The sequence below is a fragment of the Alcaligenes sp. GW821-FHT11D07 genome, assembly GCF_058808495.1.
In genome coordinates this window covers 1,426,958-1,444,477 of record NZ_JBXART010000001.1, presented here as the reverse complement: position 1 = coordinate 1,444,477, position 17,520 = coordinate 1,426,958, and the positions used below count along the sequence as shown (strand labels likewise).

12 protein-coding genes and 1 pseudogene are annotated in these 17,520 nt (G+C 54.2%); 11 read left to right on the top strand and 2 right to left on the bottom strand.

All coding sequences use genetic code 11. The features are described 5' to 3' along the window. Window positions 1-25: 25 nt before the first annotated feature. Window positions 26-592, top strand: a complete 567-nt coding sequence (locus AC1RSM_RS06670) for a MarR family winged helix-turn-helix transcriptional regulator (RefSeq protein ID WP_492930678.1) — start codon at window positions 26-28, stop codon at window positions 590-592. Window positions 593-635: 43 nt separating this feature from the next. On the opposite strand, the pseudogene AC1RSM_RS06665 reads toward AC1RSM_RS06670, so the two are convergent. Further along, window positions 636-930 (bottom strand): annotated as a pseudogene (locus tag AC1RSM_RS06665) (type 2 periplasmic-binding domain-containing protein); the annotation flags it as partial. Between the two features lie 643 nt (window positions 931-1,573). Here AC1RSM_RS06665 and AC1RSM_RS06660 point away from each other — a divergent pair. The 3 genes from AC1RSM_RS06660 (at window position 1,574) to AC1RSM_RS06650 (ending at window position 5,933) form a co-directional block, all read left to right on the top strand. After that, window positions 1,574-1,795: a hypothetical protein gene (locus AC1RSM_RS06660; protein WP_492930676.1), complete on the top strand. Its 222-nt coding sequence runs from the start codon at window positions 1,574-1,576 to the stop codon at window positions 1,793-1,795. A 448-nt stretch (window positions 1,796-2,243) separates the two neighbouring features. Continuing rightward, the gene (locus AC1RSM_RS06655; protein WP_492930674.1) at window positions 2,244-4,628 is read left to right on the top strand and encodes an arylsulfatase; all 2,385 of its coding nucleotides are present in this window, start codon (window positions 2,244-2,246) and stop codon (window positions 4,626-4,628) included. A gap of 15 nt (window positions 4,629-4,643) precedes the next feature. Continuing rightward, on the top strand, window positions 4,644-5,933 hold the full coding sequence (locus AC1RSM_RS06650) for an anaerobic sulfatase maturase (protein ID WP_492930672.1): 1,290 nt from the start codon (window positions 4,644-4,646) through the stop codon (window positions 5,931-5,933). Between the two features lie 58 nt (window positions 5,934-5,991). On the opposite strand, the gene AC1RSM_RS06645 is transcribed toward AC1RSM_RS06650, so the two are convergent. Next, window positions 5,992-6,894, bottom strand: a complete 903-nt coding sequence (locus AC1RSM_RS06645; protein WP_492930670.1) for a LysR family transcriptional regulator — start codon at window positions 6,892-6,894, stop codon at window positions 5,992-5,994. Window positions 6,895-7,005: 111 nt separating this feature from the next. On the opposite strand from AC1RSM_RS06645, the gene metE reads away from it, so the two are divergent. From metE to AC1RSM_RS06610, 7 genes are all read left to right on the top strand, one after another. Next, a complete protein-coding gene (metE, locus tag AC1RSM_RS06640; RefSeq protein WP_492930668.1) occupies window positions 7,006-9,297 on the top strand; it encodes a 5-methyltetrahydropteroyltriglutamate--homocysteine S-methyltransferase in 2,292 nt (763 codons plus the stop codon). A gap of 115 nt (window positions 9,298-9,412) precedes the next feature. Next, window positions 9,413-10,390 carry a DUF1852 domain-containing protein gene (locus tag AC1RSM_RS06635; protein ID WP_492930666.1) on the top strand — a complete coding sequence of 326 codons (978 nt, stop codon included), beginning with the start codon at window positions 9,413-9,415 and terminating at the stop codon, window positions 10,388-10,390. A gap of 27 nt (window positions 10,391-10,417) precedes the next feature. Continuing rightward, complete coding sequence (locus tag AC1RSM_RS06630) at window positions 10,418-11,446, top strand: methionine synthase (RefSeq protein ID WP_492930664.1); 1,029 nt, start codon at window positions 10,418-10,420, stop codon at window positions 11,444-11,446. A 187-nt stretch (window positions 11,447-11,633) separates the two neighbouring features. Then, the gene (locus AC1RSM_RS06625) at window positions 11,634-12,281 is read left to right on the top strand and encodes a TetR/AcrR family transcriptional regulator (RefSeq protein WP_492930662.1); all 648 of its coding nucleotides are present in this window, start codon (window positions 11,634-11,636) and stop codon (window positions 12,279-12,281) included. Window positions 12,282-12,302: 21 nt separating this feature from the next. Further along, on the top strand, window positions 12,303-14,015 hold the full coding sequence (locus tag AC1RSM_RS06620; protein ID WP_492930660.1) for an acyl-CoA dehydrogenase family protein: 1,713 nt from the start codon (window positions 12,303-12,305) through the stop codon (window positions 14,013-14,015). A 268-nt stretch (window positions 14,016-14,283) separates the two neighbouring features. Next, window positions 14,284-15,264: a GlxA family transcriptional regulator gene (locus tag AC1RSM_RS06615; protein ID WP_492930658.1), complete on the top strand. Its 981-nt coding sequence runs from the start codon at window positions 14,284-14,286 to the stop codon at window positions 15,262-15,264. A 276-nt stretch (window positions 15,265-15,540) separates the two neighbouring features. Then, the gene (locus AC1RSM_RS06610) at window positions 15,541-17,511 is read left to right on the top strand and encodes an amidohydrolase (protein ID WP_492930656.1); all 1,971 of its coding nucleotides are present in this window, start codon (window positions 15,541-15,543) and stop codon (window positions 17,509-17,511) included. Window positions 17,512-17,520 lie beyond the last annotated feature (9 nt).

The window sequence follows — 17,520 nt, the reverse complement described above, 5'->3', positions numbered from 1 at the left end:
CCTTTGGTATTGAGCTTGACCCATCATGCAACGGCCCAAAACATCCGCTTCTACGCCATCCTTCACGGCTCTTAAGGCAGTACGTCCGCACTTGGAGCTGATGCGCGCTAGTGCCGACGAAACCACCAACCCAAGCCGTGCAGGGCTAGGCTTGTTGATGCTGTGGCTGTGCGATGACATCGAGCAGTGCGCTAACAGCCGCCTAGCGCCTTTTGGCCTGTCGGAGAGCAAGTTCGATGTACTGATGTTCTTCAGTCTTGCAGAGCGGGGATTGGTGGAGAGCCAGGCGATCACTCCGTCCAACATCGCGGAGTATTTCGGCGTGACCCGCTCCACGGTGACTTCCTTGCTGGACTGGCTGGAAAAACGCGATCTGCTGCGCCGTAAGTTAAGTACCGAAGACCGACGCAGTTTTTCCTTGGAGCTGACCGATGAAGGCCGTAAGTTGGTGGACCAAGCCCTGCCGGCGTTCTGGCAGATGTGCGAATCGCTGACCAGCAGCCTTGATGAAGCGGAATGCCAAGTACTACAAAAGATGCTCGCCAAACTTTGGACACAGCTCAAGTCCGGCGCTAAAACGGGCCGTCGCTAGCGAACAGCACGGCAGGCAGACCGTTGACCCGATCACTAGGAAGGCCACTCGCCACCATCTGCATCATGAGGTCTATTGTCTCAATCGCTTTGTGGCGTAGGGGGGCGATGTCAGCGGGCAGCAGAGACTGCTTGTAGATATCGTGACGGCCTATGTCCACAGGATAGGAAATCAGTATTTCTCTATCCAGGCCCTTAGGCTGGGCATAGCCACAGCCACAGCCACAGCCCACAGCCTACAGTCGCCACTGCATGGTCTTCGCAGACCACAAGCACCTGCTCGTCATCGAATACAGGCTCGAACTTCAAACCCAGTTTATAGAGCGGGTCTGGGTGGACTTTGTCCCTCAAAAATGGAGTTCTTAGCGTTGTTCAAACTATAGGCAAGGAGTTAAGAACTCCACAAAACAGGAGCAGCATCATGGGAGGTCACGCTACTGCAAGATTTGTGATTTCAGGCACTCCCTTCCAGTGAGGCCTTTTAATCTTTGGACATATAGTCAGAAGAAAATATAGAAATTCAGAGGTGCAGAAATAAAAAATGAAAACTTTAAAAGTTCAGAGCTGTACGCCTGCAAGCTCTATGATAATTATCGAAGTGGTTTCTGGAAGAACCGGCTCATAGAAAAAAATAAATTCTTATAAAAATAATTTTTTATATGCCTGCGCTACCTTGTGAATTATCAGAAACCTATTTCACATCCATAAGCCAAAAAAAAATGGATTCTCATCCTTGGCGTCAAATGGCAAGTTTTTGTCTAAGCCTTCTTATAGAATCAGCCCAACATCGGTCAGCTACACGGGAATTTGATATGCCGTCGCTAGCTTAGGCGCTGCGAGTTGTGGGGGACTGCTATTGGTATGAGAACTATAAAAACCAGCAGTTCCGGCAAGCAAGCGTGATCGGAGGGCAACAGGATGATGAGGTTTTTCTTGTTCCTGTTGTGAATGGGCTTCATGAATTTGAATAGGGAAGGGTGACATGGGTAACAAGCAGGTCAGGCTGTGGTTTGTGTTTTCCCTGGGCATGTTTGGGCTGGGTATCGGCAGCAGCTTTAGCGCGCAGCCCGTTCAAACCCTCCTGGATTCTATTGTTGCTAGGACTAGCGCATCGCTTCAATACCAAGACTGCATCACTCTACCTGCCGCTGCATGGATGCAAGGCGATGTCGAGGCCAATCGTGTATTGGCAAGCCCTATCTAGGTGGTCGCCGCTGAGGACGATCGCAATAACTACAGCTGATCTTTCTTCTCGATTTTCCTAGGTCTACAGCAAATCACTGATTAATTTCGGCATTCATGCCGAGCCAAATTACGCCTGGATAGACTCATTTAGAAGAGTCCATACCGCTAGCTGATAGACGGCTGCTCAAGACGGAGTAACTGCTAATCAGCGAGTAGCCAAGTCAGCCATCAAGGTTTTGAAAACCCGTGCATTGCTAAATGGCTGTCTGGTTTTTTGGACTTCAGAATTTTTATTGCCGGATTATTGATTTTATTCAGCGGTGGAGGCTGTTCGAAATAAAAGCAGATCGTGTCTAAGCACTCTTAACAATGATGAGTGCTATCGGCCTGCCGATAGATATTTCGAGGCAATCAATACCTTAATGATTCAGCCGGTTTTAGATGTCTTGTTTGAAATGGAGAGCCCGATGAAACGACGTATTAACCATCCGATTAGAACGTGTTGCTTGAGCGTCAGTACAGCACTGATGATGTTAGGGTCGCCAGTGGCCGCACAGAAATCACTGCCGTTTCCCCCAACACCATCGGGCAGTAAAGCCGGGCCGACGATTGCAGAGTCGACCTACAATCCTTTGCCCGCTCAGTCGCACTTGCCAGCGAATGCGCCCAATATTGTTGTGATCATGCTCGATGATGTGGGCCCGGCGCTTCCCAGCACCTTTGGCGGTGTCATCAAAACAGAGACGCTTAGCCGTGTAGCCGGTGATGGCATTACCTATAACCGCTTTCATAATGCGGCGATGTGTTCACCCACCAGGGCGGCTTTGCTGACGGGGCGCAATCACCATCGGGTCGGCTATGGTCAGATTGCTGAACTTGCCAATGATTGGGACGGGTACTCCGGTCGAATCCCGCGTACTTCTGCCACCGTGGCGAAAGTGCTGGGTTCTTATGGCTACGCAACCGGTGCCTTCGGTAAATGGCACAACACGCCAGCTACAGAAACCACGGCGGTGGGCCCTTATACGAACTGGCCAGCAGGGCAGGGCATCGGTTTTGATTATTTTTACGGCTTTCTGGCTGGTGAGTCTTCCGATTGGGAACCTGCGGTTGTTGAAAACACGGTTCGCTTGAATCCATCTGAAGGAAAAGAGGGCTACCACTTTACCGAAGACATGACCGATAAAGCGGTCACCTGGATGAAGCAGGTTCATGCGCTTACGCCGGATCGGCCTTTCTTCATGTATTGGGCGCCAGGGGCATCCCATGGTCCGCACCATATTTTCAAGGAATGGGCGGACAAATATAAGGGCAAGTTCGACCAAGGCTGGGATGTGATGCGCGAAGACGTGTTCGCTCGCCAGAAAAAACTGGGTTGGATCCCGCAGGCGACAGAGCTGACGCCCCGTCCCAAGACACTGGCGGCATGGGCTGATATTCCGGAGGATGAAAAACCCTTCCAGCGCCGGCTGATGGAAGTGTTTGCCGGGTACACCGAGCACGCTGATGCGGAGGCAGGCCGTCTGATCGATGCCTTGGAGGAGCTAGGCATTCGTGACAACACGCTGATCTTCTATATCTGGGGCGACAATGGCTCCAGTGCAGAGGGCCAAAACGGCACCATCAGCGAACTGTTGGCGCAGAACGGGATTGCCTCGGAGATCAAAGACCATATTCGTGTCATGAACGAGCTTGGCGGGCTGGATGTGCTGGGGACGTCCAAAGTCGACAATATGTATCACGCGGGCTGGGCTTGGGCAGGCTCTGCTCCCTACCAGTCAACCAAGCTGATTGCAGCGCACTTTGGTGGGATGCGTACGCCGCTTGCAGTTTCTTGGCCCAGCAAAATCAAGGCAGACGATACGCCACGTCCGCAGTTCCATCATGTGAACGATATCGTGCCCACGATCTACGACATTCTGGACATTACGCCGCCAGAGCTTGTCGATGGTATTAGCCAAGATCCGTTTGACGGCATCAGCATGACCTATTCCTTTGCGGCTCCGACGGCGCCTGAACGCAAGGGCGGCCAGTATTTCGAGGTCATGGGCAGCCGTGCCTATTACAAGGATGGCTGGATCGCTTCAGTATTCGGACCGCGTATTCCTTGGAAAACGGGTATTGATCCTGCGATCATGCAATGGTCGCCTAAAAACGATGTCTGGGAACTCTACGATCTAAGCAAGGATTTCTCGCAGGCTAAGGACGTTGCTGCTGCCTATCCCGACAAGCTCACTGAACTGCAAAAGGCTTTTGCTGTCAGTGCTGAGGATAATAAGGTCAACCCGGTGGGCGGGGGCTTATGGTCCGCGGTCTACCATCCAGAGGATGCACCCTCTAATCCGGCCAAGGTCTTCAATTACACGCAGGAGGTGGTGGGCGTTCCTGAATTTACCGCGCCACGGCTGGGCTCACGCAGTAATTTGGTCACAATCGATGCGGACGTGGATGCTGATTCAAAGGGCGTGCTTTATGCGCTTGGTGCGTTCTCGGGTGGCCTTGCTTTATGGGTGGAGAATGGAAAGCTCAGCTATGAATACAATCTGTTTTCCATTGAGCGAACCCGCTTGGAGACCACCGATCCGCTCCCGACAGGGAAGGTCAAGATAGAGGTTGAAACTCGCAAGGCCGACGGTGTTCGTCCCGCGCCGCTTGATATCACCATTCGTGTAAACGGCAAAGAGGTCAGCAAAGGGCGTGCCCCACGTGCTACAGCGCTTACCTTTACCGCAAATGATGCCTTTGACGTGGGCCGGGATAGTTATTCCCCGGTGTCGCTGGACTATTTTGACCGTAAGCCCTTCGCCTTTAACGGCAGCATCCGTCATCTGAAGGTCGAATATTTGGACTGATTCCTGATAACTCCGGTGGCGAGCCTGTTGCTCGCTGCCGGGCATGAACCTGTCACTTCAGAGGAGCTTATGTCAACACAACGGCATCAGTACTATCACCTTCTTGCTAAACCCGCTGGCGCAGCGTGCAACTTAAGCTGTACGTACTGCTTTTTTCTGTCCAAGGAAAACCTGTACCCGGATGCCAGTTATTTCATGGATGAGGCGACGCTGGAGATCTACATTCGGCAATTGTTGGAGTCCTCGCCTGGGCCTCAAGTTGAAATCGCCTGGCAGGGCGGCGAGCCTATGTTGCGGGGCCTGGATTTCTATCGTTTGTCTGTGAAGCTGGCTGAAAAATATCGTCAAAGCCACCAACAGATCCTCTACACCATGCAAACCAATGCGACGTTGGTGGACGATGAGTGGGCGCGTTTTTTTCGTCAGCATAACTTTCTGCTGGGCGTGAGCTTCGATGGGCCTGCCGGCCTGCATGATATTTATCGAGTAGGCCGGCAAGGGCAGGGCTCATTTGAACAGGTGCTACGGGGTTGGAATTGCCTGCAGCAGCACGGGGTTGAAACGAATATTCTCTGTACGATCCATGCCGGAAATGAGGATCATCCTGTAGAGGTATACCGATTTTTCCGTGACGAGTTAAAGGCGCAATATATCCAGCTGATCCCGATTGTGGAACGCGTGACGGAACAGACCAGGGTGCTCGCCGAGCAAGGCTGGGGTGGAGCAAAGGGCAAAGACAGGCCCTTGTATAAGCAAGAAGGCACTCAAGTAAGCAGCAGGTCCGTATCCGCCGAAAAATTTGGCCGTTTTTTGGTAGCGATATTCGACGAATGGATAAGACGCGATGTTGGGAAGGTGTACGTCACCACTTTTGACGTGGCGCTGGGAAGCTGGCTGGATCAGCACAATAGCTGCCTGGTTGCGCCCACCTGCGGCGCTTCCTTGGCGTTGGAACGCAATGGCGATGTGTATTCCTGTGACCATTTCGTAGAGCCGCTGTATCGCTTGGGCAATATTAAGGACACGCCGCTAGCCACATTGGTCAGTTCCGAGAAGCAGCGCCGTTTTGGCAATGCCAAGTTCGATACGCTTCCAGAATATTGCAGACAATGTCCCGTGCTCTTTGCCTGTTATGGAGAGTGTCCACGTAATCGTTTCATTGAAACTCCGGATGGACAGTTCGGCCTGAATTATTTGTGTGCTGGGTACAAGGCCTTTTTCACCCATATCCAGCCTTCCATGGAGAAGATGGTGAGCTTGCTGCGTCAAGGTCGCTACGCCGACGAGATCATGACTTTGGCCTGATTGAGGGAGCAGGGAGAACGGCTATAAGACTGGTATTTCCGGGGGGTTCTTACCGGCCTTAGCTAATACCCTGCAAAAAAGCGGGAGTACGGGCAAGCTCCACAAACGCCCTTACGTAATCAATCGTGGTATCTGTTTCCCGCGCACCCAGGAAAATCTGCTTGGCGATCCCCTGCTTACCTAATCGCACTGGCACCACATCCAGTTTTTCTGCGTACTCTTCCACGAGCCAACGGGGCAGGGCGGCGACTCCACGTTCACTGGCCACCATTTGCATCATGATGTCCGTGGTTTCGATGGTTTTGTGACGACGGGGGGCGATACCAGCGGGCAGCAGGAACTGGTTGTAGATATCCAGCCGGTCTATATCTACCGGATAGGAAATCAGGACCTCTCTGTCTATGTCTTGCGGCTTGGCATACGCCGCAGTCGCCAGACGATGGGTTTTGGCGACTACCAGTACCTGCTCGTAGTCAAACACAGGTTCGAAGGTCAGGCCCGGTTTGTAGAGCGGATCGGGCGTGACAAGCAAATCAATCTCGAAACCGAACAGGGCGCCGATGCCGCCGAACTGGAATTTCTGTTTTACATCCACGTCCACATCGGGCCAGGTGCTCAGGTAGGGCGAGACAATTTTCAGCAGCCACTGATAGCAGGGATGGCATTCCATGCCAATCCGCAGCGAACCGCGTTCGCCCTGGGCGAACTGGCCCAAGCGCTCTTCCGCCAGATCCAGCTGCGGTAAAACGCGATTGGCCACGGCCAAAAGGTACTGTCCTGCCTGGGTCAGCTGCAGGTTGCGCCCTTCGCGGCGCCAGATCTCGGTGCCCAATTGCTGCTCCAATTTCCTCATGGTGTGACTAAGCGCGGATTGGGTGACATGCAGCATGCCGGCCGCTGCAGTCAGGGAGCCTTGCTTGTCAACTTGCTGCACGATGGCCAGATGGATACGTTCTAACATGATATGTGAAGGATATTCATGGATTGGTGAGATAAGGCCATTTTACTTCATTGGAGCGTATACCTACAATGCAATCCATACCTTATTTCACTGGCCTATAGAGAGCTGCACATGACAACGATCCACAATCTTGGCTTTCCGCGCATTGGCGCAAAACGGGAACTGAAGTTTGCGTTGGAGTCCTATTGGAAGGGTGAATCTTCGCGCGACGAATTACAGGCTCTGGGCGCTCAACTGCGTCAGCGCCATTGGCAAGACCAAGCGGGCCTGGATTTGGTGCCCGTGGGTGATTTTTCTTTCTACGATCAGGTGCTGGATACCAGTTTCACACTGGGTAACTTGCCCGAGCGGGTACAGGACTTTCACGGCGACAAGCTGGACAACTACTTCCGTGTTGCTCGTGGTCGCTCGGCCAAGGGGCAGGAAGATCACAGCGCTTGCTGCGGCGGCGTCGCTGCCGGTGAAATGACCAAGTGGTTTGATACGAACTATCACTACATCGTCCCTGAATTTACGGCTGACACCCAGTTCAAACTGGATGCATCTCGCCTGCTGGAGCAATTGGCTGAAGCCAAGGCCCAGGGCGTGAAGGCCAAGCCTGTCATTATTGGCCCTGTCACTTATTTGGCTCTTGGTAAAGCCAAGGACGACTCCAACAAGCTGGCTTTGCTGGATCGACTGCTGCCTGTGTATGCCCAATTGTTGGATACCTTGTCCAAGCAGGGCGTAGAGTGGGTACAACTGGACGAGCCTATCCTGGTGACTGAGCTGGATGCTGACTGGCAGCAAGCCTTCAAGACGGCTTATCAGCACTTGCAGTCCGCTGGCGTGAAGCTGTTGGTGGCGACTTACTTTGGCCAGTTGCTGGAAAATGCTTTTCTGGCCGCTAATCTGCCAGTGGCGGGTCTGCATATTGATGCGATTAACGACCGTGATGGCGTGGAGTCCCTGATCAAGCAATTGGGCGGCGATAAGGTTTTGTCCCTGGGCGTGATCAATGGTCGCAATATCTGGAAAACAGATTTGACGGCTGTGCTGGGTTGGGTAGAACCCGTCGCTAAACAATTGGGTGATCGCTTGTGGATTGCTCCGTCTTGCTCCTTGCTGCATGTGCCGGTGGATCTGGCCAGTGAAGAAAAGCTGGAGGCTGACGTCAAGTCATGGCTTGCCTTTGCATTGCAAAAGCTGGATGAGCTGCGTGTACTGGGCAAGGCCCTGCGCGACGGCCGCGATTCGGTAAAGGCGGAGCTTGCTGAGAACTTGGCCGCACTGACGGCACGTCGCAATTCGCCCCGAGTGAATAATCCGGCTGTGAAGGCTGCGGTGGCTCGCGTTACGGCTGAGCTGGGCAAGCGCAGCAGTGTGTACGCAGAGCGTGCTCCCAAGCAGTCTACTTTCTTGAATTTGCCCGATTTCCCTACCACGACCATTGGCTCTTTCCCGCAGACGGCAGACATTCGTCGTGCTCGTAGCGAGTTCAAGGCCGGCCGCCTGGACGAAGCGGGCTATCAGGTCGCAATGCGCGCCGAGATAGAGCGCAGCGTGCGTGAACAGGAAAAACTGGGGCTAGATGTATTGGTGCACGGCGAAGCCGAGCGCAATGACATGGTTGAGTACTTCGGTGAGCAACTGGATGGCTACGCTTTCAGCCAGTTCGGTTGGGTGCAGTCTTATGGTTCGCGCTGCGTGAAACCACCCATCTTGTTTGGTGACATCAGCCGCCCGCAAGCCATGACGGTGGAATGGATTACCTACGCGCAGTCCCTGACGCAAAAGCCCATGAAAGGCATGCTGACAGGCCCTGTGACGATTTTGAACTGGTCTTTTGTACGAGACGACCAGCCCCGTTCGGCATCTTGCCTGCAACTGGCATTGGCCATTCGTGAAGAAGTGCTGGATCTGGAAAAGGCGGGCGTGCATGTCATTCAGATTGACGAAGCCGCGTTGCGCGAAGGTTTGCCGCTGCGCAAGTCACAATGGCAGAACTATCTGGACTGGGCGGTGGAGAGCTTCCGCATTACCGCTAATGGTGTGAAGGACGAGACTCAGATCCATACCCATATGTGCTATTCGGAGTTCAACGACATTATTTCGTCGATCGCCAGCATGGATGCGGATGTGATCACCATTGAAACCAGCCGTTCGGATATGGAATTGCTCGATGCGTTCGAGAACTTCCAATACCCCAATGAAATTGGCCCAGGTGTCTATGACATTCACTCGCCCAATATCCCGACTGAGCAGCACATCGTGGACCTGATGAAAAAGGCTGCCGAGCGTGTGCCTGCAGAACGTCTTTGGGTGAATCCGGACTGCGGTTTGAAAACGCGTCAATGGAATGAAGTGATCCCGGCTCTGACCAATATGGTTGCTGCAGCCAAGACATTGCGCACCAGCGTCTGATCGCACACCGCTAATTAATACAACGAATACGTTACTACGGTGAGTTTGTTCTTCTCGATCGGTGGTCGAGAAAACAGACTCACGTTCTATCTTAGAATTTAGGGCACTTATAAAAATGAACTTAGAATTTGCATTCAGCGTCAAGAGTATTCGTTTCGACGAAAACTACCGTCCTTCTGACAATACGCGTATCACCACGAACTTCGCCAATCTGGCTCGGGGTGAGAGCCGCCAGCAAAACCTGCGCAATACCTTGAAGATGATTGACAATCGTTTCAACAACTTGGCGCATTGGGACAACCCCAATGGGGATCGCTATTCGGTTGAACTGGATATTGTTTCTGTGGACATTGATGTGGAAGGTAACGGTTCTACTTTCCCTACCATTGAAATCCTGAAGACCAATATCGTTGATCACAAAGCCAATAAGCGCATTGAAGGCATTGTTGGAAATAACTTTTCCTCCTATGTGCGGGACTACGATTTCAGCGTCGTCCTGTTGGAACACAATAAAAATAAAAATGGCTTCAGTGCCCCGGAAGGCTTTGGTGATCTGCACGGCAAGCTGTTCAAGTGTTTTGTGAACTCCACGCTGTACAAAGAAAACTTCAACAAATCGCCGGTTATTTGCCTGAGCGTGTCCAGCAGCAAGGTCTACCATCGCACTGGAAACCAGCATCCTGTATTGGGCATTGAATACCAGCAGAACGAGTTTTCTCCTACGGATGAATACTTCGCCAAAATGGGCTTGCAGGTCCGTTATTTCATGCCTCCCAATAGCGTTGCGCCTTTGGCATTTTATTTCCGTGGTGACTTGCTCAGCGACTATACGAATCTGGAGCTGATCAGTACTATCAGTACGATGGAGACCTTCCAGAAAATCTACCGCCCCGAGATTTACAATGCCAACTCGGCAGCTGGACTGCGCTATCAACCCAGCTTGAAGAATCTGGATCACTCGATCACGCAAATTGTCTATGATCGTGAGGAGCGCAGCCGATTGGCGGTTGAGCAGGGCCGGTTCACGGAAGAAAGTTTTATCAAGCCGTACAAAGTTATTCTTGATCAATGGGCTGCTAACTACGCACTTTGATTAATCAAAACAACAAGGTTATTTAACATGAAACGATTGCTACCCACCTCCACCGCGGGCAGTTTGCCCAAACCCTCCTGGCTGGCTGAGCCCGAGAAATTGTGGTCGCCCTGGAGACTGGAAGGTGAGGACCTGGTTGAAGGCAAGAAAGACGCGCTGCGTTTGTCCCTGCAAGAGCAACTGCACGCCGGTATCGACATCATTAGTGACGGCGAGCAGACTCGCCAGCACTTTGTCACCACCTTTATTGAACACCTGAGCGGTGTCGATTTTGAAAAGCGTGAAACAGTCCGTATTCGTGACCGTTATGACGCCAGCGTGCCAACGGTAGTGGGCGCAGTGTCTCGTCCTAAGTCTGTTTTTGTGGATGATGCTAAGTTCCTGCGTCAGCAAACCAGTCAGCCGATCAAATGGGCCTTGCCGGGCCCGATGACCATGATTGATACGCTTTACGATAACCACTACAAGAGCCGTGAAAAACTGGCTTGGGAATTTGCCAAGATCCTGAATCAGGAAGCGCTGGAACTGGAAGCGGCTGGCGTGGATATCATCCAGTTTGATGAGCCTGCATTTAACGTGTTCTTTGATGAAGTGAACGACTGGGGTATCGCGACGCTGGAACGTGCCATCGAAGGCCTGAAGTGCGAGACAGCCGTTCACATTTGCTACGGCTACGGCATCAAAGCAAATACAGACTGGAAAAAGACGCTGGGTTCGGAGTGGCGCCAATACGAGGAGTCCTTTCCAAAGCTGCAGCAATCCAAGCTGGATATCATTTCCCTGGAATGCCAGAACTCCCACGTTCCCATGGATTTGATCGAACTGATCCGTGGCAAAAAAGTGATGGTAGGCGCGATCGACGTGGCCACCAACGCCATTGAAACGGCTGAAGACGTAGCCAACACTTTGCGTAAAGCACTGAAGTTTGTGGATGCAGATAAGCTGTACCCATCCACCAACTGCGGCATGGCTCCATTGCCCCGCAACGTGGCGCGTGGCAAATTGCATGCGCTTAGCGCGGGTGCAGAGATCGTTCGTAAAGAGATCTCGGCCTAATCCGCATTATTGCGGTTCAGTACCGACGTCCCCTGTCAGACTTGGCATTTTTTGCCATCCTCTGACAGGGGATTTTTGTTGGGTGCCGCATTTCTGAATACGGCTTCACTTTGTCAGCAAAAAATATTGCCCCTCCTAAAGAAATGAACTAGGATTCACTCATGTAATGAATTCGGGTTCACTTCTTATGGCTTACCGTCAAACTCCCGCTGTTGAAGCTCGTTTGCAAGATAATCGCAGTCGCATTTTGGAGGCCGCTCGCGCCTTGGTGAGCGAGGGGGGGTGGCAGGAAGCACAGGTTGCCAGTGTGGCGGCGGCGGCCGGTATTGCCACAGGGACGGTCTACCGATATTTTCCGTCCAAGGCCGAATTGTTTGCCGAGGTCTTGTCGCTGGTTTCACAGCGCGAAGTGGATGTGCTTACGGAAATTGCCCAAGCAGACGGCTCGTCGATGCTGCGTTTGCACGCGGCTGTAGCGACTTTTGTGAAACGTGCCATGCGTAACCCCCGTCTGGCCTATGCCTTGATTGCCGAGCCTTGTGACAAGGAAATCGACCAGGCGCGTTTGGTGTACCGCGCGGCGATCAGTCAGGTGATCCACTCCATTGTTTCCAAAGGGCAGGCCGCCGGCGAAATGCGCAGTGATGTGCAGCCCGATATTGCCGCCACCGTCATTGTGGGCGGTTTCATGGAAGGCTTGATTGGCCCACTTTCTCCTTTAAGCCGTCAGCAGCACGATGGCACGGACAGCTACCAGCGCCAAGTGGCGGCGCTGGCTGACCAGATAGCCCATATGGCTTATGCCAGTGTGGCCGTCCTCTCTGCCACGCCTTAGAAAAAAACTTCGGAGACACTCATGAACCAAGCTCTTTCCCCCAGCCTCCTGGACGCTGCAGCGGATCGCTACAGCACGCATGCGGTTCTGAATCAGGCACTGCCTGCCAGTGGTTTCAATGCTTTTAGTGGTGATCAGGTGCTACGGGCTGCTATTGACCGTGAAGCGCCTTGGGCAGCATCGCGCTGTCAGGCTTTGGGTGCGGTAGCCGGGGATGAAGATGTGCAGGAGCTGGCCCGTCTGGCTAATCGCCATCTCCCTGAGCTGAAAACGCATGACCGGTTTGGAAATCGGGTGGATTGGCTAGAGTTTCATCCAAGCTGGCATGAGCTGATGAGCCTGGCCTGGCAGCACGAGGTGCCTAACCTGACGTGGCGTACTCAAGAGAAAAACGGCCACTTTGCACGAGCGGTATTGTCTTATTTGTGGAACCAAGTGGAGCATGGCACGGGCTGTCCGACAGGGATGGCTTACGCTGCGTATGCAGGTTTTCAGGCCGAACCTGCTCTGGCGGTGTGGGCGGACAAACTCAAAGGGACTCGCTATGAGTTCAGCCGCCGCGAGGTGGGGGACAAGCCTTCAGTCGTTATTGGCTACGCCATGACAGAAAAGCAGGGCGGTTCTGACTTGCGCGAGACGCAAACGACCGCCCGTTTTTCTCACAGCGCTGATTATCATGGCGCCACGGCCCATTGGTACGAGCTGACCGGTCATAAATGGTTTTGCTCTGTGCCGCAGTCGGATGGGTTTTTTACGCTGGCCAAGGTGGACGGGGGCGTCACCTGCTTTTTCTTGCCGCGTACCTTGCCCGATGGAAGCTACAACCGCTTTTTTATACAACGCCTGAAGGATAAGGCCGGTAATAAATCCAACGCCTCTAGCGAACTGGAGTATGCAGGTACGCTAGCTATCCGGGTGGGTGAGGAAGGGCGTGGAATTCGGGAAATCCTGTCTCACTCGCATTTGACTCGCCTGGATTTTGCGATTGGTTCAGCTGGCCTGATGCGTCAGGCGCTGAGCTTGGCCTTGCGTCACACAACATCGCGCAAGGCCTTTGGAACCTCGATTGCTGATCGGCCCATGATGAGCAATGTACTGGCCGATATGGCGGTAGAGGTGGAGGCAGCCACCTTGATGTCCTTGCGGGTGGCCAAGGCAACGGATTTGATGCAAAACAGCGAGCAAGAGAAGCTCTTGGCCCGTGTCGCCACACCTGCTGCCAAGTATTTCAATTGTTCTCGTGCGCCGTCCATCGCGAACGAAGCCCTGCAGTGCCATGGCGGAAACGGTTTCATCGAAGAGAACCCGATGGCGCGCCTGTATCGGGAAGCCCCTTTGAACAGTGTTTGGGAAGGGACGGCCAATATGATGTGCATGGATGTGCGCCGTGCCATGATCAAAGACCCGCGTACTATCGAGGCCGTCTTCAATGAACTCAAGCCTCTGGCCGGCCAGGATAAACGCTTTGATGCGTTGCTGCGCCATACCGAAAGCTCGGTGCGTGGCGCAATCCAGGAGGAGTTCTTGGCTCGCCCCATGACTGAAGCCGTGGCGCGTGCTTTGCAGGCGGCAGAGTTGATGCGCTATAGCTCTCAAGACGTCGTGGATGTGTTCTTAAGCACGCGAAGTTCGGCAGAAGTCGGGGCCTGGGGGGCACATTATGGAACCTTGGGGATGACGGTTTCGTCTGAGACGGCGCAGAAAATAATGCGCCGAGCGCAGGTAACAGACTGAACTGCTCGGCCTGTTTGTGAAGGCAGGGAAGGGCTGTGGGACGGCGCCTTCCCGCATTAAGGGGCTGTGGTTTTACCTGGAGGCGCTTGCCTCCTGGGCGAATAAAGGTGGCCCTACGGCGGGCTAGCGAGTCCGTTCATAAGGGCGCTTGGGCTAAGCCGCGATAGAGAATCTTCTGTGCTACCATCGCCCAGCATTCCGGTTCTGGCATGGTGCCAGTCTGGAAAAATGTGCGTCTGTTCTTCGGACCTGCTCCATTGCGTGACTTATGAATACTTCAATCCACGCGGCAACTCCTGACCCCAACACTTTGCGGCAGCTGGTCATCCTGGTTTTTGAAGGGGTGACGCTGACGGATGTCTCTGGCATTAGTGATGTCTTTTACATCGCCTCCACCCACTTTCCCACTCCAACGCTGCCCGGCTATCAGCTTGTGCTTGCGTCTTTGCACGGCGGTCCGGTACGCACGTCTTGCGGGGTGGTGATTGCTACCGAATCCATAGAAACATGTGACCCGAAAGGGATTGATACCTTGGTCGTTCCCGGTGGTGGGCCACCCGATCAACCGCCTGTTCCGCCAGATGTTGTTGCCTGGTTGCGGGCTCATGGCAGCAAGGCGCGACGAGTCTGTGCCGTCTGCACGGGGGCTTTTCTGGTTGCGGAAGCGGGCTTGGCTGATCAACGTCGTTTGACGACGCACTGGCAGTCCGCGCAGCTCTTGGCTTCGCGCTATCCTGCGATTCGGGTGGAACCTGAGCCGGTTTTTGTGCGGGACGATCACCTGTGGAGTACAGCCGGGTTTAGTGCAGGGGTGGATATGGCGCTGGCCTTGCTGGAGGAGGACCGTGGCTATGCCGTTGCCATGGATTTGGCGCGCCTGCTGGTGGTGTTTTTGAAGCGTTCATCGGCACAGTCACAGCATTCAGGCACGCTGGCCAGTCAATGTGGCGTACTTGCTGATTTCGGGCGATTGCATGCCTGGATGGCAGATAATCTGGCGGCTGATATGAGCGTGGAAGCCTTGGCGGAGCGCGTCAATATGAGCCCCCGTACCTTTGCTCGGCGCTACGTGGAAAGTGTGGGCCGCACACCGGCCAAATCGGTGGAGCTATTTCGAGTACAGGCAGCGCAACGCTACCTGCAAGAAGCCCGTTTATCTCTTAAGCAAGTGGCCGCACTCTGCGGCTTTAGTAGCGCACAACAATTGCGACGGGCTTTTGCCCGCCATGTGGGTTATACCCCTGACTAATTGCTCAAACTTGTTTCGCCCAGCCTGAACCCCTTTTGGCAGGATCTGACTGTTTTTTGTCCGTGATGACGTGTGCCAGCCGAGTACAGTCATCGTCAGATAAAAAGAAATGGAGACAGTGAGATGGGCAAAGCTCTGCAGGAAAGGGGGGCGCCAGCGGCGTCCTTAGGGCAGTCTTTTAAAGACCAAAATACCGCGTATTCAGCTCAGCGTGTTCAGGGGAGTTCTCTCTGGGCAGGGGCGGGGGAGCCCGGCGGACAAGAGACATATAGGCGTATGCAGCCCTGGCCTAGGGCTCGCTGCGCCTGCCATTTAGGCGGGGCGGATTTCCTGGCTTTGCTGGATGCCTACGCCGTCTTGCCAGATAGCCAGCCAGGGAAGTCTTGGACGCAGGTCAGCCCTTTGACACAGCGTTTTCATTGGACCTGTGGGGCTTCATTTTGGCAGCAGGTGTTGGCAGGGCGGGCGGTGCTGCCAACGGAACGACCATCTTTACAGGCAGCGATTCGCAGCGCCTTGCTGCAAGAAACAAGTCGTGCCTGTGTCGCTGACAGCCGTTATGCTTCTGCAGCCTTGACGGCCTCTGCAGCTTTAGAGGGTGGCTCACCTGCTCCGAGCAGGAAGCAAGCAAAAAGGGCAAGTGCAGGGCAGCAGCCTAATCCCCAAGAGCGGGAGAAATGGGCAGATACGCTGTTTTGGAATGGGCGCATATTTACCAGCGACACGGATCAGCCGTGGTGCGAGGCCTTGGCCATTGCCGATGGGCGTGTCTTGCAAACCGGGGATTGGCAGCAGTTGCAAGATTGCATCGGCCCCGATACAGAGCTGATTGATTTGCAGGGCAAGCTGCTGATTCCGGGGCTGAACGATGCGCATATGCACCACACCCCCGATCCCATGGGCATACGGTTGCCCGTTGATGTCGTAGCCGATCCGCCCTTGGATGTTCTGGTTTCTTTAGTGCAGACCGCAGTGGCAGAGTCCCCGGCCGGCACCTGGATCTACGCCACACTTGGACCGCAGTTGATCAACGAGTCCAAGCTGGACCGTGTATTGCTGGATACGCTGGCCCCCGCTCATCCGGTGCTGTTTTTAGGGATGACGAATCACACCAATGTCTTGAACAGCCTGGCGATGGAGCGCTTGGGCTTGGAGGATGAGGCCCCTGATCCCGTAGGCGGCGTTTACGAACGCTTGCCGGGTTCGCGCAGACTTTCAGGCAGAGTCCACGAGTACGCGTCCTGGTCTCCCCAGCGCTGCTTTGCATCCATGACTAGCGTGCAAGAAGGGGCTGCCAGTTTGCAGGCCCTGGCAGATGATTGCCTGCGTTGGGGCATCACCAGTGTTCAGAACATGAGCTGGACACCGCCTGAGCGCTATATCGAGATGCTGAAAGCAGCAGCGCTGCCTATTCGGGTTCGGGTGATCCGGTTCCCTCCCTCCGCTCATGCTGGCCGCATCGTCAGTGATGGTCAGGGCCTGCCCCGACATCCGGGCGAACGCATTGAGTTCCATGGGACGAAGTGGATTCTGGATGGTACGCCGATTGAGGGCGGGGCGGCTGTCACGCAAGCCTATGCCGGAGCTGTGGCTGCAAAAGCCAGTGTGCCGCTGCATGGGACAGAGAATTTTTCGCGGCAGGAAATTACCCGCATGTTGCAGGAAAGCCTGCGCGCGGGAGAGCAATTGCTCCTGCACGCGATTGGGGACCAAACCCTGGAAAGCGTTTTGTGTGCGCTGGAGGAATTCGAGCCTCAGGTGGATTGGCGTGCCCGTGCCTTGCGTATCGAACACGCGGATGGTTTGACCCCGGCGCAATTGGCACGTTTGCCAGAGACGGGCGCCATGGTGGTACAGAACCCGACGCACTTCTGGTTCTATGCCGGTGATACGGGTTTTTCGGGTTTCAGCGGTGCTTTCCGCAGCTTGGAGCACGCCGGGGTATCAGTTGCCATTGGCTCGGATGGTCCGTTGAACCCTTTTCTGAGTCTGTTCGCGGCAATTGATCATCCCGCTAGACCCGGCGAGGCCATGACGATGGAGCAAGCACTGCGTGCCTATACCTATGGCAGCGCGATTGCTGAGGGGCATGGGGCAGACAAAGGGCGCTTGCTACCGGGCTGTGTCGCTGATCTGGCGGTGCTGTCCCAAGATATTTTCACTGTAGCACCTGACACGCTACCGCAGACTTGCAGCTTGCTGACTATGGTGGATGGGCAAATAGTCTATCGCAGCGCTGCATTCTAAATAGAGTTT